This window comes from Streptomyces sp. NPDC041068 (assembly GCF_040647455.1).
Classification (GTDB): Bacteria; Actinomycetota; Actinomycetes; order Streptomycetales; family Streptomycetaceae; genus Streptomyces.
Genome location: NZ_JBEZCG010000009.1, coordinates 336,261 through 357,832 on the forward strand (window position 1 = coordinate 336,261; position 21,572 = coordinate 357,832).

General features: G+C 71.7%; 19 protein-coding genes. 10 read left to right on the plus strand and 9 right to left on the minus strand.

Annotated elements, in window-relative coordinates; genetic code table 11:
• Positions 1–15: 15 nt before the first annotated feature.
• From AB0B50_RS22765 to AB0B50_RS22775, 3 genes are all read left to right on the plus strand, one after another.
• A complete protein-coding gene (locus AB0B50_RS22765) occupies positions 16–1,353 on the plus strand; it encodes an MFS transporter (RefSeq protein WP_362334698.1) in 1,338 nt (445 codons plus the stop codon).
• Between the two features lie 107 nt (positions 1,354–1,460).
• Entirely contained in the window at positions 1,461–1,853 is a 393-nt protein-coding gene (locus tag AB0B50_RS22770) for a VOC family protein (protein ID WP_362334701.1), read from the plus strand.
• A gap of 134 nt (positions 1,854–1,987) precedes the next feature.
• A complete protein-coding gene (locus AB0B50_RS22775) occupies positions 1,988–2,758 on the plus strand; it encodes a hypothetical protein (RefSeq protein ID WP_362334703.1) in 771 nt (256 codons plus the stop codon).
• Here AB0B50_RS22775 and AB0B50_RS22780 read toward each other — a convergent pair whose 3' ends face one another.
• Positions 2,759–3,379 carry a MerR family transcriptional regulator gene (locus AB0B50_RS22780; protein ID WP_362334706.1) on the minus strand — a complete coding sequence of 207 codons (621 nt, stop codon included), beginning with the start codon at positions 3,377–3,379 and terminating at the stop codon, positions 2,759–2,761.
• A 98-nt stretch (positions 3,380–3,477) separates the two neighbouring features.
• On the opposite strand from AB0B50_RS22780, the gene AB0B50_RS22785 reads away from it, so the two are divergent.
• Positions 3,478–4,779, plus strand: coding sequence for an NAD(P)/FAD-dependent oxidoreductase (locus tag AB0B50_RS22785; RefSeq protein ID WP_362334709.1), 1,302 nt, complete (start codon positions 3,478–3,480; stop codon positions 4,777–4,779).
• A 73-nt stretch (positions 4,780–4,852) separates the two neighbouring features.
• On the opposite strand, the gene acnA is transcribed toward AB0B50_RS22785, so the two are convergent.
• From acnA to AB0B50_RS22800, 3 genes are all read right to left on the minus strand, one after another.
• The gene (acnA, locus tag AB0B50_RS22790; RefSeq protein WP_362334712.1) at positions 4,853–7,567 is read right to left on the minus strand and encodes an aconitate hydratase AcnA; all 2,715 of its coding nucleotides are present in this window, start codon (positions 7,565–7,567) and stop codon (positions 4,853–4,855) included.
• 156 nt (positions 7,568–7,723) lie between these two features.
• Positions 7,724–7,978 (minus strand): hypothetical protein, encoded by a 255-nt coding sequence (locus AB0B50_RS22795; protein WP_362334714.1) that lies wholly within the window; start codon positions 7,976–7,978, stop codon positions 7,724–7,726.
• A 35-nt stretch (positions 7,979–8,013) separates the two neighbouring features.
• The gene (locus AB0B50_RS22800; protein ID WP_362334717.1) at positions 8,014–8,823 is read right to left on the minus strand and encodes a class I SAM-dependent methyltransferase; all 810 of its coding nucleotides are present in this window, start codon (positions 8,821–8,823) and stop codon (positions 8,014–8,016) included.
• Between the two features lie 75 nt (positions 8,824–8,898).
• On the opposite strand from AB0B50_RS22800, the gene AB0B50_RS22805 reads away from it, so the two are divergent.
• Positions 8,899–9,495, plus strand: coding sequence for a TetR/AcrR family transcriptional regulator (locus AB0B50_RS22805; RefSeq protein WP_362334720.1), 597 nt, complete (start codon positions 8,899–8,901; stop codon positions 9,493–9,495).
• Between the two features lie 140 nt (positions 9,496–9,635).
• On the opposite strand, the gene AB0B50_RS22810 is transcribed toward AB0B50_RS22805, so the two are convergent.
• Complete coding sequence (locus AB0B50_RS22810; protein WP_362334723.1) at positions 9,636–10,559, minus strand: sigma-70 family RNA polymerase sigma factor; 924 nt, start codon at positions 10,557–10,559, stop codon at positions 9,636–9,638.
• An 87-nt stretch (positions 10,560–10,646) separates the two neighbouring features.
• Between AB0B50_RS22810 and AB0B50_RS22815 the strand changes: the two genes are divergently transcribed.
• A complete protein-coding gene (locus tag AB0B50_RS22815; protein ID WP_362334726.1) occupies positions 10,647–11,756 on the plus strand; it encodes an alkene reductase in 1,110 nt (369 codons plus the stop codon).
• Here the strand turns inward: AB0B50_RS22815 and AB0B50_RS22820 are convergent.
• A complete protein-coding gene (locus AB0B50_RS22820; RefSeq protein ID WP_362334728.1) occupies positions 11,738–12,745 on the minus strand; it encodes a LacI family DNA-binding transcriptional regulator in 1,008 nt (335 codons plus the stop codon). The two genes, AB0B50_RS22815 and AB0B50_RS22820, sit on opposite strands and share 19 nt — an antisense overlap.
• Before the next feature lie 154 nt (positions 12,746–12,899).
• Here AB0B50_RS22820 and AB0B50_RS22825 point away from each other — a divergent pair, with 154 nt between their 5' ends.
• Positions 12,900–14,792: an amidohydrolase gene (locus AB0B50_RS22825; protein WP_362334731.1), complete on the plus strand. Its 1,893-nt coding sequence runs from the start codon at positions 12,900–12,902 to the stop codon at positions 14,790–14,792.
• Positions 14,793–14,885: 93 nt separating this feature from the next.
• Positions 14,886–16,415 (plus strand): UDP-N-acetylglucosamine 1-carboxyvinyltransferase, encoded by a 1,530-nt coding sequence (locus tag AB0B50_RS22830; RefSeq protein WP_362334732.1) that lies wholly within the window; start codon positions 14,886–14,888, stop codon positions 16,413–16,415.
• Positions 16,416–16,481: 66 nt separating this feature from the next.
• Here AB0B50_RS22830 and AB0B50_RS22835 read toward each other — a convergent pair whose 3' ends face one another.
• The 3 genes from AB0B50_RS22835 to AB0B50_RS22845 all read right to left on the minus strand — a co-directional run bounded on the left by AB0B50_RS22835 (position 16,482) and on the right by AB0B50_RS22845 (position 18,960).
• Positions 16,482–17,321, minus strand: coding sequence for an alpha/beta hydrolase (locus tag AB0B50_RS22835; protein ID WP_362334735.1), 840 nt, complete (start codon positions 17,319–17,321; stop codon positions 16,482–16,484).
• 24 nt (positions 17,322–17,345) lie between these two features.
• Positions 17,346–17,744, minus strand: coding sequence for a RidA family protein (locus tag AB0B50_RS22840; protein ID WP_362334736.1), 399 nt, complete (start codon positions 17,742–17,744; stop codon positions 17,346–17,348).
• A gap of 94 nt (positions 17,745–17,838) precedes the next feature.
• Complete coding sequence (locus tag AB0B50_RS22845; protein ID WP_362334739.1) at positions 17,839–18,960, minus strand: acyl-CoA dehydrogenase family protein; 1,122 nt, start codon at positions 18,958–18,960, stop codon at positions 17,839–17,841.
• A 109-nt stretch (positions 18,961–19,069) separates the two neighbouring features.
• Between AB0B50_RS22845 and AB0B50_RS22850 the strand changes: the two genes are divergently transcribed.
• Positions 19,070–20,746, plus strand: a complete 1,677-nt coding sequence (locus AB0B50_RS22850; RefSeq protein WP_362334742.1) for an AMP-binding protein — start codon at positions 19,070–19,072, stop codon at positions 20,744–20,746.
• Between the two features lie 4 nt (positions 20,747–20,750).
• Entirely contained in the window at positions 20,751–21,572 is an 822-nt protein-coding gene (locus tag AB0B50_RS22855) for a PaaX family transcriptional regulator C-terminal domain-containing protein (protein ID WP_362334745.1), read from the plus strand.

A 21,572-nucleotide genomic window follows, 5' to 3' on the forward strand; every position in this document is an offset into this window, starting at 1 on the left:
TGGAGTGCCCCCTTCATGAACACCCATACGCGGGACCGCCGCGCCCTCAGCCTCGCGCTGCTCTCCCTCCTGCAGTTCCTCATCGCCATCGACGTCACCGTCGTGAACGTGGCGGTGCCGTCCATCGACGACCACTTCGGCACCGGGGCGGACTCCCTGTCCTGGGTCGTCACCGGATACACCCTCGCCGGCGGCGGCCTGCTGCTGCTCGGCGGACGCCTCACCGACCTGCTCGGCAGGCGCCGGATGTTCCTGCTCGGCGCGCTCCTGTTCGGCGCCGCTTCGCTCGCGGCGGGGCTCGCACCGAACCTGGAAACGCTGATCGCCGCGCGCTTCGCGCAGGGCGTGGGCGAGGCGCTCGCCTCCCCCGCGGCCATGTCCCTGATCGCGCTCCTCTACTCCGCCCCCGCGGAGCGGGCCAAGGCGCTCGGCATCTGGGGCGCGATCTCCGCGAGCGGCCTCGTCGTGGGCGTCCTGCTCTCCGGCGCGATCGTCCAACTCCTCGACTGGCGCTGGATCTTCGGCGTGAACGTGCCGGTCGTGGCGGCCGTCGTCGCCCTGACCCCCAGGCTGGTGCGCGCCGACGGACCGCGCGGCGCCGGGCGCAGGCTCGACCTGCCCGGCGCGGCGCTCCTCACCTGCGGACCGCTCGCCCTCGTCCACGGCGTGGTGAGCGGGTCCCCCGCCTCGGCACTCGCCGGAGCTCTCCTCCTCGCGGCCTTCGTCCTCGTCGAAGCGCGGGCCAAGAGCCCGCTCGTCCCGCTCGCCTTCTTCGCGCACCGCACCCGCGCCGTCGCCAACGCGGCCACGGTGCCGCTCAGCGCGGGCCTCTCCACGACGTTCTTCCTGCTCACCCTCTACCTGCAGGACGCCATGGAACTCACCCCGCTGCAGGCCGGGGCGGCTTACCTCCCCTTCTGCGCGGCGCTGCTGATCGCGATCACTCTGGCGTCCCGGCTCATCGGCGCGATCGGGCTGAAGCACACGGCGCTGACCGGGCTGCTGTGCACCGCCGCCGGGCTCGGCTGGCTGGCCCGCCTTCCGGACCACGGCGACCTGTGGGTGGACGTGCTGCCGGGGATGACCGCGGTGGCGGCCGGCATGGGCATCGGCCTGCTGGCCCTGCAGAACGCGGCCCTCTCCGACGTCACGGAGGCCGACGCGGGCACCGCCTCCGGCGTCCAGCGCTCCGTCGACCAGCTCGGCGGCTCGCTGGGCCTCGCCGTCCTGGTCGGCGCCGCCCTCGGCGGCGCGGGCACCCAAGTGGCCGATTTCCGGGCGGCGTTCGCGTGGGCGACGCTCGGGGTGCTCGCCGCCGCGGCGGGTGTGACCCTGGCCCTCGGCAAGAAGTAGCTCGACAGTTCGATGTCGCCGTGCTTAAGATCCACGGCGACATCGCGTGTCGGTCACCGGCTGGGTGAGGCATGGAGGTGTCAGGAGATGCCTGTTGGAGGCATTCCTTGTCAGTCGAGTTGAATCACACGATCGTCCACGCCCGTGACAACCGGGAGTCCGCCGAGTTCTTCGCGGACCTGCTGGGCCTTGAAATCGCCGGGGAATGGGGCCCGTTCGTCGCGGTCGCCCTGAGCAACGCGGTCACCCTGGACTTCGCCACCGTCCCCGCCGAATCGATCACCCCGCAGCACTACGCCTTCCTCGTCTCCGAGGAGGAGTTCGACGCGGCGTACGCGAAGATCAGAGAGCGCGGCATCACGCACTGGGCCGACCCGCACCAGAAGCAGCCCGGCGATATCAACCGCAACGACGGTGGGAAGGGCGTCTACTTCCTCGACCCGTCGGAGCACGCCATGGAGCTCATCACAGTGCCGTACGGCGGCTGGCCCCAGGCATAGCCGCGACCGCGGGAGGGCGTAGCCGCAATCCCCAGATTTCGGGATACCGGGGTGCGGGGTGCCCCTGGGACCTTCGTCGCAGGAAGTGCGGGACGGTTCCAGAGCGCAGCCCGCACCCGGACGGGAGAACCGAAATGAAGCGATGGACGGCCATGCGTGTGTGGCGACCGGCACTCGCCCTCACGGTCGGCGTGGGCACCTTCCTGGGCGCGGCCGGGCCGGCCCCGGCGGCCCAGGACCAGCGGGCCCCGCAGGCGGAGGCGGCCGCCTCCGGCTATCTGAACCTGCACCAGTGCGCGTACTACGCGAGCAGCCTCGACGACCACTTCAACACGTTCGTGACGCCGAGCGGCGACGGGCGCTACTCCACCGGCACGAAGCGCTCCGCCACCGCCGACACCACGGCGGCCTGCGGCGCGGGGAACGGCAATCACGTACCCGTTCCGGTCCTGCACGGCGTCAAGGCGCTGGACCTCACCGCGGGCCGCTACCTCAACCTCCAGCAGTGCGACTACTACCGGAGCGCGAGCACCGACCGCTTCACCACCCTGGTGACGCCGAGCGGCGACGGGCGCTACTCCACCGGCACGAAGGTCTCCAACACCAAGGAGAACACCCCCACTTGCGGCCCGGGCAACGGCAACCACGTGCCCAACCCCGGCCTCTCGGGGTCTCTGCCCCTGGACCTGACCGCGGGCCGCCACCTCAACCTGCACCAGTGCGTGTACTACTCGGAGCGGCTCAAGAGCCATATGACGAGCGTGGTGCCGAGCCCCGACGCCCGGTACAAGCCCGGCACGAACATCTCCGACACCGCCGACACCCGGCCCGTCTGCGGCTCCGGCAACGGCGACTACGTCCTCGTCCCGCTCCTGTCGGCCGTCAAGAGCATCCCGCTGAGCTGATCACTCGCGGTGACGCGCGCGGTAGGCGCGTTGCCGACAGGCGCGTGAGCAGTACGTCCGGGGTCGGCCGCGCGACGACCGCACGACCGGCCCCCGGCAGCCGGGGCAGAGCACCGTCCTTTCGTCACACGGAGGGCGGGCCGCCGGGTTTTCGTCACGCGTCGTGCGGGCGGCGGTGACGATGTCGGAGCCCGGGAAACGCCCGCGCGGGGTGTGCACGGACAGCTCGGCGTCCAGGTGGGGGCAGTCTCCCGCGATGTCGTCGTCCGTGCAGCCGAGCGCGTGGCGTAGGTATCCCCGGGCCGCCTCCAACTGCGCCATCTGCCGCTCCACTTGCGCAAGCCGGGCCTCGATGACCTCCTGCCAGGCGTCGCGCGTGGCCTTCCCCGAGGTGACGACGGCGGCTTGGTCCAGCGGCATCCGCCCGACCACGCAGCACAGATAGGCGAGGCCGATGCGGCGCAGGTCGGTGTCGTCGTAGAGACGCTTGCCGCCCGCACGTGCGGGCGGGTTGAGCACGCCCTGCCGCTCCCACCACCGCACCGTGGACGGCGCGAGGCCGTACAGAGCCGCCGCTTCACCGATGAGGACCGCACTTCGCCGCGCCATGAAACCAGCCATGAACCCAGTTGACATCAAGGCGACTTGAGACGGCAAGGTCTCACTTAGGTAAACCTAAGTAGCCGCGTTCTCGCGGCAGTCGGCAGAAGGGTTCGGTCATGGCAGCAGACGAATACGCGGAGACCGTCGTCATCGGCGCCGGACAGCAGGGGTGCGGAGTGGCGGGGGCCCTCCAGGAGCGGGGGCGGGAGGCGCTCGTCCTGGAGCGGGGAGAGATCGGCCAGGCCTGGGCCCACGAACGCTGGGACAGCCTGCTCATCGGCAGCGGGAACCAGTCGGTCCGCTTCCCCGGCCGGGACTACGACGGCGACGACCCCTACGGTTGCCCTTCGGGCCCCGAACTGGCCGACCGCCTGCGCCGTTACGCGACGGAACGGAAGCTCCGGGTACGGCAGCACACGCCCGTACGGAAGGTCGAGTGCCCGCCGGACGCCTCCGACCACGACGACGTGCGGTTCAGGACGCACCTGGCCTCCGGCGGCGTCATCGGATCCCGCAACCTCGTCGCGGCGGTGGGTGGTTACGCGGCTCCGCGCACGCCCGCCCTCGCCTCCGACATCGACCCGGCCGTGCACCAGATCCACTCCCGTGACTACCGCAACCCCCGGTCCCTGCCGGACGGAGCCGTCCTGGTGGTCGGCGCGGGCATCAGCGGCCAGCAGATCGCGGACGAACTGGTGGAGTCGGGACGCCGCACGTTCCTGTCCGTCGGCCGCCATCGCGCGTGGCCGCGTCGTTACCGCGGCCGCGGCATCCAGGAGTGGATCCGCCTGCTCCCCTCCCTGTACGAGGAGTTCGGCGCGGCGGGCGGCGACGGCGGACCGGTCCTGCCCGGCCTGCCGGTCACCGCCGTGAACGACAAGAGCGGCGACCTCAACGTCGGCACGCTGGCCGCGAAGGGCGTGACCCCGGTCGGCTCCGTGAGCGCGGCGGACGGCGGCAGGCTCCTGCTCAAGGACAACGTCCTCGCCCTGGCGGAGGAGTCCGCGCGGTCGTTCCGGCGGGCCCTCGACGTGATCGACACCGTGATCCGGGAACGCGGCTTCGCGGTGCCGGAGGAGGACCCGGCACCCGAGATGCCCCTGGACGACGTGACCGCCTTCGGCGAAACCCTCGACCTGGCGCACCACGCCATCGCCACCATCATCTGGTGCACAGGATTCGGCCCCGACTACGGCATCCTGCCGCGCCACGTCCTCGACGAGAACGGCGCCCCCGTCCAGCGCGAGGGCCTCCTCGGCGCGCTCCCCGGCCTGTACTACGCCGGGCTCCCGGACGGGAACTCGCTCGCCCCCGTGGGCATCGAGGCGAACGTGGCGAACGGCAGGTTCATCGCCCGCCTGATCCACGTCGACCACGTGATGCGCGCCGGTTCACCGGCGCCCCTCGTCACCGTGTGACCGCACAGGCGAAAGGGCCGTACCCCCCGGTCGACGCCGGGGGATACGGCCCTCAACTACCAGCCCTGACCGCTTACTTGCGGATCAGGCTGCGCAGCACGTACTGCATGATGCCGCCGTTGCGGTAGTAGTCCGCCTCACCGGGGGTGTCGATGCGGACGACCGCGTCGAACTCGACACCGGTGTCGGTGGTGACCTTCACCGTGCGGGGGGTCGTGCCGTTGTTGAGCTCGGTCACGCCGGTGATGGAGAAGGTCTCCTCGCCGGTCAGGCCGAGGGAGTCGGCGTTCTGGCCCTCCGGGAACTGGAGCGGAAGGACGCCCATGCCGATGAGGTTCGAGCGGTGGATGCGCTCGTACGACTCGGTGATGACGGCCTTGACGCCGAGGAGCGCGGTGCCCTTGGCGGCCCAGTCGCGGGACGAGCCGGAGCCGTACTCCTTGCCGCCCAGGATGACCAGCGGGGTGCCCTGCTCGATGTAGTTGCGCGAGGCGTCGTAGATGAACGAGACCGGACCGTCGGCCTGCGTGAAGTCGCGGGTGTAGCCGCCCTCGGTGCCCGGCGCGAGCTGGTTGCGCAGGCGGATGTTGGCGAACGTGCCGCGGATCATGACCTCGTGGTTACCACGGCGCGAGCCGTAGGAGTTGAAGTCACGGCGCTGCACGCCGTGCTCCGTGAGGTACTTGCCGGCCGGGGTGTCGGCCTTGATCGCACCGGCGGGCGAGATGTGGTCCGTCGTCACCGAGTCGCCCAGCTTGGCCAGGACGCGGGCGCCCGCGATGTCCGAGACCGGGCTGGTCTCCATCGTCATGCCCTCGAAGTACGGGGGCTTGCGGACGTACGTCGACTCGGTGTCCCACTCGAAGGTGTTGCCGGTCGGGATCGAGAGCGCCTGCCACTGGGCGTCGCCCGCGAAGACGTCCTGGTAGGACTTGTTGAACATGTCCTCGCCGATGGCGTTCGCCACGACGTCGTTGACCTCGGCCTCGGAGGGCCAGATGTCCTTCAGGAAGACCGGGTTGCCGTCCTGGTCGGTGCCGAGCGCCTCGGTCGTGATGTCGACCTTCATCGAACCGGCGAGGGCGTACGCGACGACCAGCGGCGGGGACGCCAGGTAGTTCATCTTGACGTCGGGGTTGATGCGACCCTCGAAGTTCCGGTTGCCGGAGAGGACCGAGGTGACCGCGAGATCGTGGTCGTTGACGGCCTTCGAGACCTCCTCGGGCAGCGGGCCCGAGTTGCCGATGCAGGTGGTGCAGCCGTAGCCGACGAGGTTGAAGCCGACCTTGTCGAGGTACGGGGTCAGACCCGCCTTGTCGAAGTAGTCGGTGACGACCTTCGAGCCCGGGGCGAGGGTGGTCTTGACCCACGGCTTGCGGGTCAGGCCCTTCTCGACGGCCTTCTTCGCGACGAGCGCGGCGGCGACCATCACGTACGGGTTCGAGGTGTTGGTGCAGGAGGTGATGGCCGCGACCGTCACCGCACCGTGGTCGATCTCGTAGGTCGAGCCGTCGGGGGCCGTGACCGTGGTCGGGTTCGACGGAACGCCGTTGGTGGTGGCCGGGGCGTCGGAGGCCGGGAAGGACTCCTCGCCCGCCTCGTCGGCGGTGGAGACGTAGTTGCGTACGTCGAGCGCGAACTGCTGCGCGGCGTTGGCGAGGACGATGCGGTCCTGCGGACGCTTCGGACCGGCGATCGACGGGACGACCGTCGAGAGGTCCAGCTCCAGCTTCTCGGAGAAGTCGGGCTCGGCCGCCGGGTCCAGCCAGAGGCCCTGCTCCTTGGCGTATGCCTCGACGAGCGCGACCTGCTGCTCGTCACGGCCCGTCAGGCGCAGGTACTTCAGCGTCTCGTCGTCGATCGGGAAGATCGCGGCGGTGGAGCCGAACTCGGGCGACATGTTGCCGATGGTGGCGCGGTTCGCGAGCGAGGTGGCGGCGACGCCCTCGCCGTAGAACTCGACGAACTTGCCGACGACGCCGTGCTTGCGCAGCATCTCGGTGATGGTCAGCACCAGGTCGGTGGCGGTGGTGCCGGCGGGCAGCTCACCGGTCAGCTTGAAGCCGACGACACGCGGGATGAGCATGGAGACCGGCTGGCCGAGCATCGCGGCCTCGGCCTCGATGCCGCCGACGCCCCAGCCGAGGACACCCAGGCCGTTGACCATCGTGGTGTGCGAGTCGGTGCCGACCAGAGTGTCGGGGTAGGCCTGGCCGCCCCGGACCATGACCGTACGCGCCAGCTTCTCGATGTTGACCTGGTGGACGATGCCGGTGCCCGGCGGGACGACCTTGAACTCGTCGAAGGCGGTCTGGCCCCAGCGCAGGAACTGGTAGCGCTCCTTGTTACGGCCGTACTCCAGCTCGACGTTCTGGCCGAAGGCGTCGGCGGTGCCGAACTTGTCGGCGATGACGGAGTGGTCGATGACCAGCTCGGCAGGGGCCAGCGGGTTGATCTTCGCCGGGTCGCCGCCGAGCTCCTTCACGGCCTCGCGCATGGTGGCGAGGTCCACCACACACGGGACACCGGTGAAGTCCTGCATGATCACGCGGGCCGGCGTGAACTGGATCTCCTGCGACGGCTGCGCCTGGGAATCCCAGTTGCCGAGCGCGCGGATGTGGTCGGCGGTGATGTTCGCGCCGTCCTCGGTACGGAGCAGGTTCTCCAGCAGCACCTTCAGGCTGTAGGGAAGGCGTGCGGAGCCCTCGACCTTGTCCAGCTTGAAGATCTCGTACGACTCGTCGCCCACGCGCAGCGTGCTGCGGGCGTCGAAGCTGTTCGCCGACACGACAGTCTCCTTCATTTTTGTGCGCGTTCCGTCACATCCTGCCGCCACGACTCCTCGTCGATCCGCTAAGGTAAGGCTTAGTTAGGTAACCCTTACCGAGTGGCGGCTTCTGGTGCGCCTCGGCAGATATCTCGATGTCGAGATAACTCTAGTACATCACCCGTGGGTACGACGAGGCATGTCCGCATGCCCTGGGTCACGCCGCCCCGGGTCACGCCGCAGCCGCCACGCACCGAGGAGAGTGAGCACGACATAGGAAGCAAGGGCGAGGCCGACCATGCCCGCGAGCATCCGCTGCCACCAGGTCCAGTCCATGCCCCCGAGCGCCCCGGCGATCAGGAGCCCGGGAGCCAGGATCAGGAACATCGCCTTCCTGAACGGGTCGGGACCCCAGGACCAGCGGGACGCCATGCGCTCCGGGAGCCTCGCCGGGTACCTCCGATGCCTCACCGGGGGCCGCCCGCCCAGGCGGCGACGGTCACCGTCGTGTAGCGCATCGTGAAGCTGCCGCCCAGCTCATCGACGGCGGCGCCGACCGAGGCGAGGACCTCGGACTGCGCCTGCGCCGGGAGGCGGGTGAGCGCGCCCTGGGTCGGCAGCTGGTCCAGCCATGCGTCGCGGGTGTAGGTCCACTCCCAGTCGAAGCGCCACTGCTCGGGCTCGCCGAAGCCGCCCGCCGCGCGGATGCCGTCGGCGGCCTTGGCCAGCAGCGGCTGATGGCCGTCCCGCGCCTGCCCCCGCCTCGGCCGGACGTCGATCGGCGCGTCGGGCGCGACCTTCCGGAAGCCCTCGGCGAAGGCTTCGGCCACGGCGAGCGGCGGTTCGTGGACGTTCCAGAACGCGACGAGGCAGCCGCCGGGCCGCAGCACCCGCGCGGCCTTGGCCGCCCCCGCGACCGGGTCGATCCAGTGCCAGGCCTGCCCCGCGACGACCGCGTCGAAGCGCCGCCCCGCCGGGTCCCAGTCCTCGAAGGTCCCCGGCTCGACCTCGGTCCCGAGCCGCCGCGCCAGGTCCGCCATCCGCCCGTCGGGCTCGACCCCGAGCACCTCGCAGCCGGCGGCCCGCAGCTGCCGGGCGACGATGCCGGTACCGCAGCCGACATCGAGGACGGCGCCCCCTCGGGCCCCCGTGGCGACGCGCTCGACGAGGGCGTCGGGGTAGCGGGGCCTTGCCCGGTCGTAGCGCTCGGCGTCCACGCCGAAGGATTCGGCCATCAGACGGTGTCGGTGCGGCTCGTCCTCGGGGATAGTGGGCATGCGCCCACTTTGAGTGGGCGCATGCCCACTCGTCAACCCGGCGGGTCGGAACAGCGGGAGAGAGGCAGAACCGACGTGCCTACAGGGGTGGCCATCCGCGACGTACGCGAGCAGTTGTTCGCCGCAGCCGAGCGCATTCTGCTCAGGGCCGGTCCGAACGCGCTGACCAGCCGCGCGGTCACCACGGAGGCGGGCTGCGCCAAGGGGGTCCTGCATCGGCACTTCGCCGACTTCGACGCCTTCCTCGAAGAGCTCGTCCTCGACCGCGCGGGGCGGATCGACGAGCGGGCCGCGGCCCTGCGCGCCGCCGCGGGGACCGGCACCGTCGTCGGCAACGTCACGGACGCCCTGACCGAGCTGTTCGGTTCGGTGGCCCTGAACATCCTCGGTCTCGTCACCGCACGGGACGCGCTGCGGGCGCGGCTTCGCCGCACCACCCCCACCGGAATCCCCCTCCTGACCGAGGCCACGGCCATGCTCGCCGCCTACCTCACGGCGGAACACGACCTCGGCCGCCTCGCCCCGGACGCCGACACCGAGACCCTCGCACTCACGCTGATCGGGAGCGGGCATCTGCTGTTCGCGGGACGGGACGGGGAGGCGCCCCCGGCCACGGAGATCCACCGGGTGGTCGGCACGGCGCTCGCGGGGGCGGTGGCTCAGGTCGACTGAGCCACCGGGCCGTCCGCCGCGAACAACGCCGCCTGCGCTGCGCCTGGCCTTCGGCCTCGGCTTCGCAGGGCAGGAGGGCGAAACACCGCAGTCACGGACGCCCCCGGGGGCGTCCGTGCGGCGCTCGCGCGAGCGGTGCCTCAGGTCGGCCGGGACACCGTGCCGTTCGCCGACCGGTGAGGCGCAGCGTCGGCCGTCGGGAGCACCGACAGCTTCAGCGCACGCAGCCGGCCCGGGTCGGCGATCACTTCGTACGCGGTGACCCGCTCGTCCTCGACGGTGACGAGGAGCGCGAGGAGAAGTCGCCCGTACGGGGCCACGACCAGGCCCACCGTGCCGTCGACGAGCGCGGCCTCCGCGAAGCGGGCGTTGCTCCTGAGGAGCACCGTCTCCTCCGCGACGGCCCGCGCGCCGCGGATCTCCGCAGCGAGCCCGCCGATGTCCACCGTGCGGACGACGTCGGGTGCGAGGACCGCGAGCAGCGCTTCGAGGTCGCCGCTGCGGGCGGCCGCGAGGAAGGCCTCGACGACGTGCCGGTTGCGGGCGGGCTCGGGGGCGGCGGACCGGGGCTCGCCTCGGACCTTGTGGCGGGCGCGGCTCGCGAGCTTCTTCGTGGCGACGGGGGTGCGCTCCACGATCGGCGCGATCTGCGCGAACGGCACCGCGAAGAGGTCGTGCAGCACGAACGCGACGCGCTCGGCGGGGCCCAGCGTGCCGAGGACCACGAGCAGCGCGCGGCCCACCGAGTCGGCGAGCACGACCTCCTCCTCCGGGCCCGCTCCGTCGCCGGACTCCCCGATGTGGTCGGGCAGTCGGCCGCCGACCGCCTCCTCGTGGCGGGAGACGCCGGAGCGCAGCATGTCCAGGCAGAGCCGGGAGACGACGGTGCGCAGCCAGGCCGCGAGGTTCTCGATCCCGTCGGCGTCGGAGCGGCTGAGCCGGAGCCATGCCTCCTGGACGGCGTCGTCGGCGTCGCTGAGCGAGCCGAGCATGCGGTACGCGAGCGCGCGCAGATGGCCCCGGTGCGCCTCGAACCGTTCCGCCAGCGCCTCTTGCCCGTCCATCGGTCACCTTTCCCTGGAGTACCCCGTCCCCTTCATGACGTACGCGGCCCTGTCGCCGTGACACCACCTCGTCGAAGGAGACCCGCCATGGGCACCGCTACCCTTCCCGCCCCCCTCGCCCCACCGCTGCTGCGCGGACTCGACCTGGGCGAACTGCGCCTGCCCAACCGTGTGGTGATGGCCCCGGCCACCCGGGCCCGCGCCACGAACAGCGCTCTCGCGCCGACCGAGCTGCACGCCGCGTACTACGGCCAGCGGGCCGGTGCCGGGCTGATCGTCACCGAGGCGACCTGGGTCAGCGAGCGGGCGATCGGCTTCGCGGGCGTCCCCGGCGTCTACAGCGAGGAGCAGGTCGCCGGATGGCGCAGGGTCACCGACGTGGTGCATGCCCTCGGCGGCCGCATCGTGCTGCAGCTGTGGCACGCCGGTGCCGTCTCGCACCCCGATCACCTCGGCGGCGAGACGCCCGCGGGGGCCTCTGCGGTCAACCCCGGGGAGAGGTCCTTCACCGCGGCCGGGTTCAAGGAGACGGTCACACCGCGCGAGATGGCCCTCGCGGAGATCGGGAGGACCGTCGAGGAGCACCGCAGGGCCTCGGAGAACGCCCGGCGCGCCGGGTTCGACGGGGTCGAGATCGGCGCCCTCGGGGTGTATCTGCTCGCCCAGTTCCTCAACCCGCGGCTCAACCGCCGCACCGACGCCTACGGCGGTGACCGCGCGAGGCGGCGACGCCTGCTGCTCGACGTCGTCGACGCGACCGCGGACGCCTGGGGCGGCCGTGGTGTGGGCGTACGGCTCTCGCCGTACTGGGACGGCGGGTGCTTCACCGCCGACGCGGAGGCACTCGCCGCGCACGACGAGCTGATCACGGTGCTCGGCGACCACCCGGTGGCCTATCTGCACCTGCGCGGCCCGGATCTCGCGGGGCCCGGCGACACCCCTGACCTCGGGGCGTTCGCCCGCTTCCGCAGGCGCTTCGACGGCCCGCTGATCGTGAACAACGGCTTCGGCAAGGACTCCGCCGACGCCGCCGTCGAACGGGGTGTCGCCGACGCCGTGTCGTTCGGCAGGCACTTCATCGCCAACCCCGACCTGGTGAGCCGCTTCGCCCTGGGCCGCGAGCTCGCCGACGGCGACCCCGCCACGTACTACCAGGGCGGCGCCCAGGGGTACGTCGACTATCCCGCCGCGGGCTGAGTTCCCGACGACGTCCGCACCACGAGGCCGGCCGGTACCGGTAGCGGGCCCGAGGGTGCGGTGCCGTCGTTCTCGATCAGGGATACGAGGACCGCCACCGCGGCGTGGGCCATGTGTTCGGGGGCGAGGGTCACCGTCGTCACGGGTGGGGTGGTCTCCGCGTATCCGGGGTCCTCGCTCGCGCAGACCACGCGCAGGTCGTCGGGGACGCGCAGGCCGTGGCGGGCCGCGGCGGCCAGGAGTTGGCGGCCGCCGGGGTCGTAGGCGGCGTAGACGGCGTCGACGCGGTCCTCGCCGCGCAACAGCGCGTCGAACGCGTGGCCTTGGGCGTCGGTCACGTCGAAGGTCACGGCCACGGGGGTCGCCGCGTGCTCCGCGCACCAGCGTTCGTACGCCGCCGTCACCGCGCGGGCGTAGTGCTCGTCGCCGTTGCCGGACTGCAGGGCGATGCGGCGGGCGCCGGACGCGGTGAGGTGGTCGAGGACCTCGCGGGTGGTCGCCTCGTGGTCGTTGTCCACCCAGTGGTCGCCGGGGCGCGGATCGCCGGGGACGCCGTCGAAGACGAGCGGGATGCCGCGGGCCCGCAGCGCGCGGACCATCGGGTCGCCGCGCGGGCTGTCCATGATCAGCATGCCGTCGACGGCGAGGCTGTGCCAGGAGTCGTCCGCGGCGCGGTCGGCGGGGAGCGTGATGAGGGCGTAGCCGCGCGCGTGGGCGGCGGAGGTGGCCGCCGTGACGGCACGTGAGAAGTAGGCGATCTCCGTGTAGTTCCAGGCGCCGGGGAAGGTGGTGACCGCGATGCCGATCGTGCGGGACGCGCCTGCCGCGCGGGGCCTGCCGTAGCCGAGGCCCGTCGCGACGGCCCGGACGCGGCGGCGGGTCGCCTCGCCGATCCTGCCGGTGCCGTTCAGGGCGTGCGAGACCGTCGCGGTGGAGACCTCCGCCGCGCGGGCTATGTCGGCGAGGGTCGGCTCCGGCACGGGGGTCATCGTACGGAAATCGTCGTCGGCGGTGGGTTCTGGTTAACGGATTACTCGTCCAGGGTTCGCTGCGGGTCGTGGGGGCATTCCTGTGCCGCCGCTTCGCGGCGGAGGCCTCCCGCCCACCCGCCCGTTACCGCTACGTGTTGGAGTGGTCGTCGTCATGTCCCATTCGTACGTTTCCTCATCGCCCTCCCGGCGTGGAGTCCTCACCGCCGCGGGAGCCGCGGGAGCCGCGGGGCTGCTGACCGTGGCAGGGCCCGCCGCTGCCTCCTCCCCCCGCCGCTCCGCCGCCCTCGTCGTGCACAACGCCCGTGTCTTCACCGGGACTTCGGACCACGTCCGGGACGAAGCCGTGGCCGTGGGGCGGGACAGGAAGATCCTCGCCGTGGGGACGGACGCCGCCGTCAGGCGTTTCGTCGGGCGGGACACCGAGGTCGTGGACGCGCGGGGCGGCACCGTCATGAGCGGCGTCCACGACGGGCACGCGCATCCGATGGACGCCGCGAGCCGTTCGCTGCGGCCCTCGCTGGCCGGTGCCGAGCAGACCGTCGAGGAGCTGCAGAAGGCGCTGACCGGGTTCCTGAAGGACTCCGCCGAGCAGGAGCCCGACGGATGGCTGGTCGTGGAGGACTGGAATCCGGTCGGGCTCCTGCCCCACGGCACCGCCCCGCACCACTCCATGCTCGACGCCCTGCCGACCCGCCGTCCCATCGCCCTGCGCGGCGGCGACGGCCACAACCTGTGGGCCAATCAGCGCGCCCTGGACATCGCGAAGATCACCGCGGCCACCCCCGACCCCGTCGGCGGCAAGATCGTCAAAGGCTCCGACGGCAAGCCGACCGGTGTGCTCAAGGACGACGCCCAGCCGCTCGTCTCGCGGCACATCCCCGAGCCGGACGAGACCCAGGTGGCGGACGCCGCCGCGAAGATCCTCGCCGAGGCCGCCGCGTCCGGGATCACCACGTTCATGGAAGCCGTGGTGGGCCGCGCCGAGCTGAAGCTCTATCAGCGCCTCGCCGAGTCGGACCGCCTCCCGCAGCGCATCGTGCCCGCCCTGCGCGTGGAGACCGAGCAGACCAAGGACCCGGCGGCCGCCCTCGCGTACGCGAAGACGCTGCGGAAGGACTTCGAGGACGTACGCGAACTGCGCTTCGGCACGGTCAAGGTCTTCCTCGACGGCGTCATCGAGTACCCGGCGCAGACCGCCGCCCTGCTGAAGCCCTACCTCGACAAGGACGGCAGGCCCACCGACCACCGCGGCGACCTGTACGTGACGGCCGCCGACTACGGCCGGCTCAGCGCCGCCTTCAACGCCGAGGGCTGGCAGATGCACGCCCACGCCATCGGCGACCGCGCGGTGCGCACCTCACTCGACGGGTACGCGTACGCCCTGCGGAAGACCGGCCGCCGTGATCTCCGCAACACCACCGCGCACCTCCAACTGGTCGACCCCGCCGACCTCCCCCGCTTCGCCGCGCTCGGCGTCGTCGCGTGCATGCAGCTCCAGTGGGCCAGCCGCAACACCTGGACCATGGACGCCCTGCTGCCCTACATCGGCCCCGAACGCCACCGGTGGCAGTACCCGGCGCGCAGCCTGCGGAACCGGCGCGCGGCGCTCGCGGGTGGCTCGGACTGGCCGGTCGACCCTCTACAAGTCTGGAATCAGATCCGTACCGCGATCGACCGCGAGGGCTTCGAGGGCGAGGGCGACCTCTATCGCGAGCAAGAAGGTCTCAGTCGTACGTCGTCCCTGCTCATGCACACCTTGGGCACCGCGCGTCAACTTCGCACGGAGCACATCACCGGGACCGTCGAGAGAGGGAAAGCGGCCGATCTCGTGCTGCTCGACCGCGATGTGACGCGGTGTCCGGTGGCCGATATCAGCTCCGCCGAGGTGCGCCTCACGCTCGTCGGGGGCACAGTGGTGCACGACGCCGAGTCGTCGGCAGGTCGCGCGGCCGCCGCCCGAGTGACGCGGGCGGCGGCGGGGCCCCGGCCCACGTCGTACGCGTCGGTGCACGGCGGGCGGCACGCCTCGTGCGGCTGCGGCTGAACTCCCTTGCGGGGAGCGGCCACCGGACGGCCGCTCCTCAAATGGCCTACCCCAGCGCGTACGTCATCTCATATCTGAGATAACCTGCGACACATGGCAGACGACTACCTCGTACGCATCGGCAAGCTCATCCGTGATGCCCGGCAGCACAGGGGCTGGACGCAGACGCAGCTCGCCGAGGCGCTCAGCACCAGCCAGAGCGCCGTGAACCGCATCGAGCGCGGCAACCAGAACATCAGCCTTGAGATGATCGCCCGGATCGGCGAGGCTCTCGACAGTGAAATCGTCTCGCTCGGGTACGCGGGCCCCATGCATCTGCGAGTCGTCGGCGGACGCCGACTCTCCGGCTCCATCGACGTCAAGACGAGCAAGAACGCGTGCGTGGCGCTGCTCTGTGCGTCCCTGCTCAACAAGGGCCGCACGGTGCTGCGCCGGGTGGCCCGCATCGAGGAGGTCTACCGCCTCCTGGAGGTGCTCAACTCCATCGGCGTACGCACCCGTTGGATCAACGACGGCGTCGACCTGGAGATCGTGCCGCCCGCGAAGCTGGACATGGAGGCCATCGACGCGGAGGCCGCCATCCGGACCCGCTCGATCATCATGTTCCTCGGCCCGCTGCTGCACCGCATGGACCGTTTCAAGCTGCCGTACGCGGGCGGCTGCGACCTGGGCACCCGCACGATCGAGCCACACATGATCGCGCTGCGCCGGTTCGGTCTCGACATCGCGGCGACCGAGGGTCTGTATCACGCCGAGGTGGCACGCGACGTCTCCCCCGACCGCCCCATCGTCCTCACCGAGCGCGGGGACACCGTCACGGAGAACGCGCTGCTCGCCGCGGCCCGCAGCGCGGGCACGACCGTCATCCGCAACGCCTCGTCGAACTACATGGTCCAGGACCTGTGCTTCTTCCTGGAGGCGCTCGGAGTGAAGGTCGAGGGCATCGGCACGACGACCCTGACCGTGCACGGCGTCCCGACCATCGACGTCGACGTCGACTACTCCCCCTCCGAGGACCCGGTCGAGGCGATGAGCCTGCTCGCCGCGGCGGTCGTCACGGAGTCCGAGCTGACGGTGAAGCGGGTCCCGATCGAGTTCCTGGAGATCGAGCTCGCGGTCCTGGAGGAGATGGGGCTCGACCACGACCGTACGCCGGAGTACTTCGCCGACAACGGCCGTACGCGCCTGATCGACCTCACGGTGCGGCCCTCCAAGCTGGAGGCGCCGATCGACAAGATCCACCCGATGCCGTTCCCCGGCCTGAACATCGACAACGTCCCCTTCTTCGCGGCCATCGCGGCGGCGGCGCAGGGCAAGACGCTGATCCACGACTGGGTGTACGACAACCGCGCGATCTACCTCACGGACCTCAACCGCCTCGGCGGCCGCCTCCAGCTCCTCGACCCGCACCGGGTGCTGGTCGAGGGCCCGACCCGCTGGCGCGCCGCCGAGATGATGTGCCCGCCGGCGCTGCGGCCCGCGGTGGTGGTGCTCCTGGCGATGATGGCCGCCGAGGGTACGTCCGTGCTGCGGAACGTGTACGTGATCAATCGCGGGTACGAGGACCTTGCGGAACGGTTGAACTCCGTTGGGGCTCAGATCGAGACGTTCAGGGACATCTGAGGCTCGCGAGGAGCGCCCCGAAAGGGGCGCGGGGAACTGCGCGACCAGCCACAACGGACCCGCGGATCAAGAACTGTCCCGCACGAACGCACGGATCGCCCCGGCCAAGCCGTCGGGGCGATCCAAGGGAATCAGCGTGCGGCAATCATCCAGTTCCACCAACCGCCCCTGCGGCAGCAACTCCGCCAGCCTGCGCCCGTGTTCGGGCGGCATCATCCGGTCCTGCCTGCCCCACACCACCAGCGCGGGACGGTCATAGGCGCGCAGCCCCTCCGCCGCCTCCATCATCTCCGAGGGGTGTACGGCCTTCAGATAGCGGACCAGGACCTCGCGGGCCACGGGGTTCTTTCGCAGCGGCTCGATCCAGCGGTCGATCAGGTCGTCCGCCACCGGCTGGTGCGCCATGACCGCGTACCCCGTGCCGGGGACCCGCCGCAGCGGGCGGATCGCCAGGGAGTGCATCAGGGCCGCGATGCCTCCGGGGACCTTCGCCGCGGCCGCCATCATCTTTCCGCCCGCGCGCGGCGGGTAGTTGTCGAAGGCCTCGCAGCCCGCGATCACCAACCGGCCCACGCGGTCGGGGCGTTCGGCCGCCAGCTGCTGGAGGCGCCCCGCGTCGTTCTCCACGAAGACCGCGTCGTCGCCGAGCTTGAGGGCGTCCGCGAACTCCCCGATGAGCAGGGCCATCGTGCGCGGCGTGAGCTCGGCGCCGGGCCGCAGGGGGACGCGGTGGCTGCCGTACGGCAGGGTCGGCACGAGGCAGCGGAACTCCGCGCCGAGCTCGTCGACCACATGGCGCCAGACCGAGCCGTCCTGTGCGGGGCCGTGCAGCAGGACGAGCGGCACGCCGTCGCCCCCGCTGTCGTCGTACGCGATAGGCCCCACGCCGGTCTCGATCCGCGCCACGCCGCGCTCCCCTCGCCGACCGGCTCAGCCGAGCACGGCCACCCCGTCCAGCTCCACCAGGGCTTGATCGTCCCACAGCCGTACGATGCCCACCACCGCCATGGCCGGGTAGTCGCGCCCCGCCAACCGCCGCCAGATTCGGCCCAGTTCGGGGGCGACCGCGCGGTAGTCGGCGACGTCCGTGGCGTAGACGGTGACGCGGGCGAGGTCGGCGGGGGTGCCGCCCGCGTGCCGCAGGGCGGTGAGGAGATTGGCCAGGGCAACCTCGAACTGCTCGGGCAGATTCGCCCCGGTGACCTTGCCCTCACCGTCCAGGGCGGTCTGCCCGGCGAGGAAGACGAGACGGGAGCCGGTGGCGGTGACGGCGTGGGAGAAGCCGGTGGGAGGGGAGAGTTCGGGGGGATTGACGCGGTTCAGAGGCATGAAGTCAGCACTCCTCGGTAAGGGAAGGCGCCCCTGCAAGGGGCGCGGGGAACTGCGCGACCAGCCACGTCCGGCCCGCAGACGACAAAGAACGTCACCCGTACAAATCCTTCGCGATGATGGACCTCTGCACCTCACTCGCCCCCTCGTAGATACGAGGCGCCCGCACCTCCCGATACAAGTGCTCCAGCAGATGCCCGCGCCGCAAGGCGCACGCCCCGTGCAACTGCACCGCCGCATCCACCACGAACTGCGCCGCCTCCGTGGCGACCAGCTTCGCCATGGCGGCACGCCGGGCGATCCCTGCCGCCTGCGGCCCTTTCGTGTCATAAGAAGAAGCCGCCGCGTAGACCATCAGGCGAGCCGCCTCGACCCGCGTGGCCATCTCGGCGACCTTGTGGGCGACGGACTGGAGGTCCTTCAACTTCCCCCCGAACGCGTCCCGTTCGGCCGTATGAGCCAGCGTCGCGTCCAGCGCCGCCTGCGCCATGCCGACCGCGAACGCGCCGACGCTCGGCCGGAACCGGTTGAGGGTCGTCATGGCGACCCGGAAGCCGCGGTCCACCTCGCCGAGCACATCGGCTCCGTCGACCCGCACTCCGTCGAAGGCGAGGGCGCCGATCGGATGCGGGGAGAGCATGTCGAGAGGGGTACCGGTGAGGCCCGCGCGGTCGGCGGGGACCAGGAAGGCGGTGACGCCGCGGGCGCCCGCGTTCGGCGACGTACGAGCAAAGACGGTGTAGAAGTCGGCTTCGGGGGCGTTCGAGATCCAGCACTTCTCGCCGGTGAGGCGCCAGCCGTCGGAGCCGTCCGGGGCCGCTTCGAGGGCGAGGGCCGCCGCGTCCGAGCCCGCGCCCGGCTCGGAGAGCGCGAAGGCCGCGACGGCGTGCCCCGCGCGGACGGGCGGCAGCCACTGCTCCCGCTGCGTCAGGGAGCCGTACGCGTGCACCGGATGGGCGCCGAGGCCCTGCAGCGCGAGGGCGGTCTCGGCCTCCGTGCAGGCGCGGGCGAGGGACTCGCGCATCAGGCACAGGTCGAGGGCACCGGAGGTGAACAGGCCCTCCAGGAGGCCCAGTTCACCCAGCGCCGCCACCAGTGGCCGGTTGACATGGCCGGGCTCGCCCTTCTCCGCCAGGGGGCGCAGGCGCTCGGCGGCGAGCGCGCGCAGCTCCTCACAACGGGCGGTTTGTTCAGGATTGAGCGAGAATGCCGTCATCCCGGACCCCTCCTTTATCGCGCACCGTTGACTGTCGTCACCATCACGATACGCTCATGGAGCGAGCCCACCACAGCGCCCGACCGGCAGGCAAGGGGGCAGAGCCGCCATGGAACCCATCGGCAATCCAGCCAACCCGGGGCCGACACCGTCCGGCCACGTCGACACCTTCGCCCGGGACCACCTCCCGCCCCGTGACCGGTGGCCCGCGCTGGTGCACGACCGGCCCGAGCTGCACTACCCCGCCCGCCTGAACTGCGGCGCGGAGCTCCTGGACCGCACCGTGGAACGGCTCGGCGCCGCGCGTCCCGCCTTCCACGCGCCGTCCGGCGAGACCTGGACGTACGGACAGCTGCAGAACCACGTCGACCGGATCGCGCACGTACTGACGAGCGAGCTCGACGTGCTGCCCGGCCAGCGCGTCCTGCTGCGCGGTCCCACCACCCCCTGGCTCGCGGCCTGCTGGCTCGCGGTGATGAAGGCGGGCGCGGTCGCCGTGACCGTGCTGGCCCAGCAGCGCGCGCAGGAGCTCGCCACGATGTGCGAGATCGCCGAGGTGCGGCACGCGCTGTGCGACATCCGCTCGGTCGACGACCTGATCAAGGCCGGTGTGCCGGGCCTGAACGTCACCACGTACGGCGGCGAGGGCCCCGACGACCTCCTGGCGCGCGCCGCCGGGCAGCCCGAGTACTACGAGGCGTGCGACACGGCGGCCGACGACGTCGCGCTGATCGCGTTCACATCCGGGACGACGGGCCGTCCCAAGGGCTGCATGCACTTCCACCGCGACGTGCTCGCCATCGCCGACACGTTCGCGCGTCACATCCTCAAGCCGGTGCCCGACGACGTCTTCGCGGGCAGTCCCCCGCTCGGCTTCACCTTCGGGCTCGGCGGCCTCGTCATCTTCCCGCTGCGCTTCGGCGCCTCGTCCGTGCTGCTCGAACAGGCGGGCCCCAAGCAGATGTTGCCGGCGATCGGGCGGCACGGGATCAGCGTGCTCTTCACCGCGCCGACCGCGTACCGCACGATGCTGGACCAACTCGACGCGTACGACGTCTCCTCGCTGCGCCGCTGCGTGTCGGCCGGCGAGAACCTGCCCGCGGCCACCTGGCAGGCCTGGCACGAGCGCACCGGGCACCGCATCATCAACGGCATCGGCGCCACCGAGCTGCTGCACATCTTCATCTCCGCCGCCGACGACGCGATCAGGCCCGGCACGACGGGACGTCCCGTACCGGGGTGGCACGCGCGCGTGGTGGACGATTCCGGTGCCCCGGTGCCGGACGGGGAGCCCGGACTGCTCGCCGTGCGCGGCCCGGTCGGCTGCCGCTATCTCGCCGACGACCGCCAGCTCCAGTACGTGCGGCACGGCTGGAACGTCACCGGCGACACCTACATCCGCGACGCCGACGGCTACTTCCGCTATGTCGCACGCGCGGACGACATGATCATTTCGGCCGGGTACAACATCGCGGGCCCCGAGGTCGAGGAGGCCCTGCTGCGCAGCCCCGACGTCGTCGAGGCGGCGGTCGTGGGGCGCCCGGACGAGCTGCGCGGACAGGTGGTGGTGGCGTACGTGGTCCCGCGCGCGGGGACGGCCAGGGACGACGACGAGGCGGTGCGGCTGCGGGAGTTCGTCAAGGCGGAACTCGTGCCGTACAAGTGCCCGCGCGAGATCGTCTTCGTGGACGCGCTGCCGAGGACGGCGACGGGGAAGCTCCAGCGGTTCCGGCTGCGGGCGCAGGGGCCGACGGGTCCTTCGGCGGAGCCGGGGCCCGTAGAGTGATCACGTGTCCGAGCAGCACACTCCACGGTCCCTGATCGTCACCTTCTACGGCGCCTACGGGCGGGCGGCCCCCGGCCCCGTCCCGGTCGCCGAACTGGTGCGTCTCCTCGCGCCGGTCGGCGTCGACGCGCCGTCGGTGCGGTCGTCGGTGTCCCGCCTGAAGCGGCGCGGCCTTCTGGTGCCCGCGCGCACGGAGGCGGGCGCGGCGGGCTACGACCTCTCGCCGGACGCCCGTCAGCTCCTGGAGGACGGCGACCGCCGCATCTACGGCCTGCCGCCCGCGCGAACGGCGGGCGGCTGGGTCCTCGCCGTCTTCTCCGTCCCCGAGGCGGAGCGCCACAAGCGGCACGTGCTGCGCTCGCGCCTCGCGGGCCTGGGCTTCGGCACGGCGGCACCGGGCGTCTGGATCGCCCCCGCGCACCTCTACGAAGAGACCAGGCACACCCTGGAGCGCCTCCAACTCGCCCCGTACGTCGACCTGTTCCGCGGCGAGCACCTGGGCTTCGCGCCGACGACCGAGGCGGTGGCGCGCTGGTGGGACCTCTCCTCACTGGCCAAGCAGCACGAGGCGTTCCTGGACCGCCATGAGCCGGTGCTGCGCTCCTGGGAGAGCCGCAAGGGCGCTCCCCCGCCGCCCGAAGAGGCGTACCGCGACTACCTCCTCGCGCTCGACTCCTGGCGCCAACTCCCCTACGCCGACCCGGGCCTGCCCGCCGAGCTCCTTCCCAAGGGCTGGCCCGGCGCCCGCTCCGCCGCGGTGTTCGCGGCGCTTGACGAGCGGCTGCGGGAGCCGGGCGGCCTCTTCGTGTCGCAGGGCGGCGGCTGA

Excerpts from the sequence above, each read along its gene's own strand:
- AB0B50_RS22765 (WP_362334698.1), top strand. The coding sequence starts at position 16 with ATGAACACCCATACGCGGGACCGCCGCGCCCTCAGCCTCGCGCTGCTC.
- AB0B50_RS22825 (WP_362334731.1), top strand. The coding sequence starts at position 12,900 with ATGTCCCATTCGTACGTTTCCTCATCGCCCTCCCGGCGTGGAGTCCTC.
- AB0B50_RS22780 (WP_362334706.1), bottom strand. The coding sequence starts at position 3,379 with ATGGCTGGTTTCATGGCGCGGCGAAGTGCGGTCCTCATCGGTGAAGCG.
- AB0B50_RS22840 (WP_362334736.1), bottom strand. The coding sequence starts at position 17,744 with ATGCCTCTGAACCGCGTCAATCCCCCCGAACTCTCCCCTCCCACCGGC.
- AB0B50_RS22845 (WP_362334739.1), bottom strand. The coding sequence starts at position 18,960 with ATGACGGCATTCTCGCTCAATCCTGAACAAACCGCCCGTTGTGAGGAG.
- AB0B50_RS22820 (WP_362334728.1), bottom strand. The coding sequence starts at position 12,745 with ATGACCCCCGTGCCGGAGCCGACCCTCGCCGACATAGCCCGCGCGGCG.
- AB0B50_RS22815 (WP_362334726.1), top strand. The coding sequence starts at position 10,647 with ATGGGCACCGCTACCCTTCCCGCCCCCCTCGCCCCACCGCTGCTGCGC.
- AB0B50_RS22785 (WP_362334709.1), top strand. The coding sequence starts at position 3,478 with ATGGCAGCAGACGAATACGCGGAGACCGTCGTCATCGGCGCCGGACAG.
- AB0B50_RS22775 (WP_362334703.1), top strand. The coding sequence starts at position 1,988 with ATGAAGCGATGGACGGCCATGCGTGTGTGGCGACCGGCACTCGCCCTC.
- AB0B50_RS22830 (WP_362334732.1), top strand. The coding sequence starts at position 14,886 with ATGGCAGACGACTACCTCGTACGCATCGGCAAGCTCATCCGTGATGCC.
- AB0B50_RS22850 (WP_362334742.1), top strand. The coding sequence starts at position 19,070 with ATGGAACCCATCGGCAATCCAGCCAACCCGGGGCCGACACCGTCCGGC.
- AB0B50_RS22810 (WP_362334723.1), bottom strand. The coding sequence starts at position 10,559 with ATGGACGGGCAAGAGGCGCTGGCGGAACGGTTCGAGGCGCACCGGGGC.
- AB0B50_RS22800 (WP_362334717.1), bottom strand. The coding sequence starts at position 8,823 with ATGCCCACTATCCCCGAGGACGAGCCGCACCGACACCGTCTGATGGCC.
- AB0B50_RS22795 (WP_362334714.1), bottom strand. The coding sequence starts at position 7,978 with ATGGCGTCCCGCTGGTCCTGGGGTCCCGACCCGTTCAGGAAGGCGATG.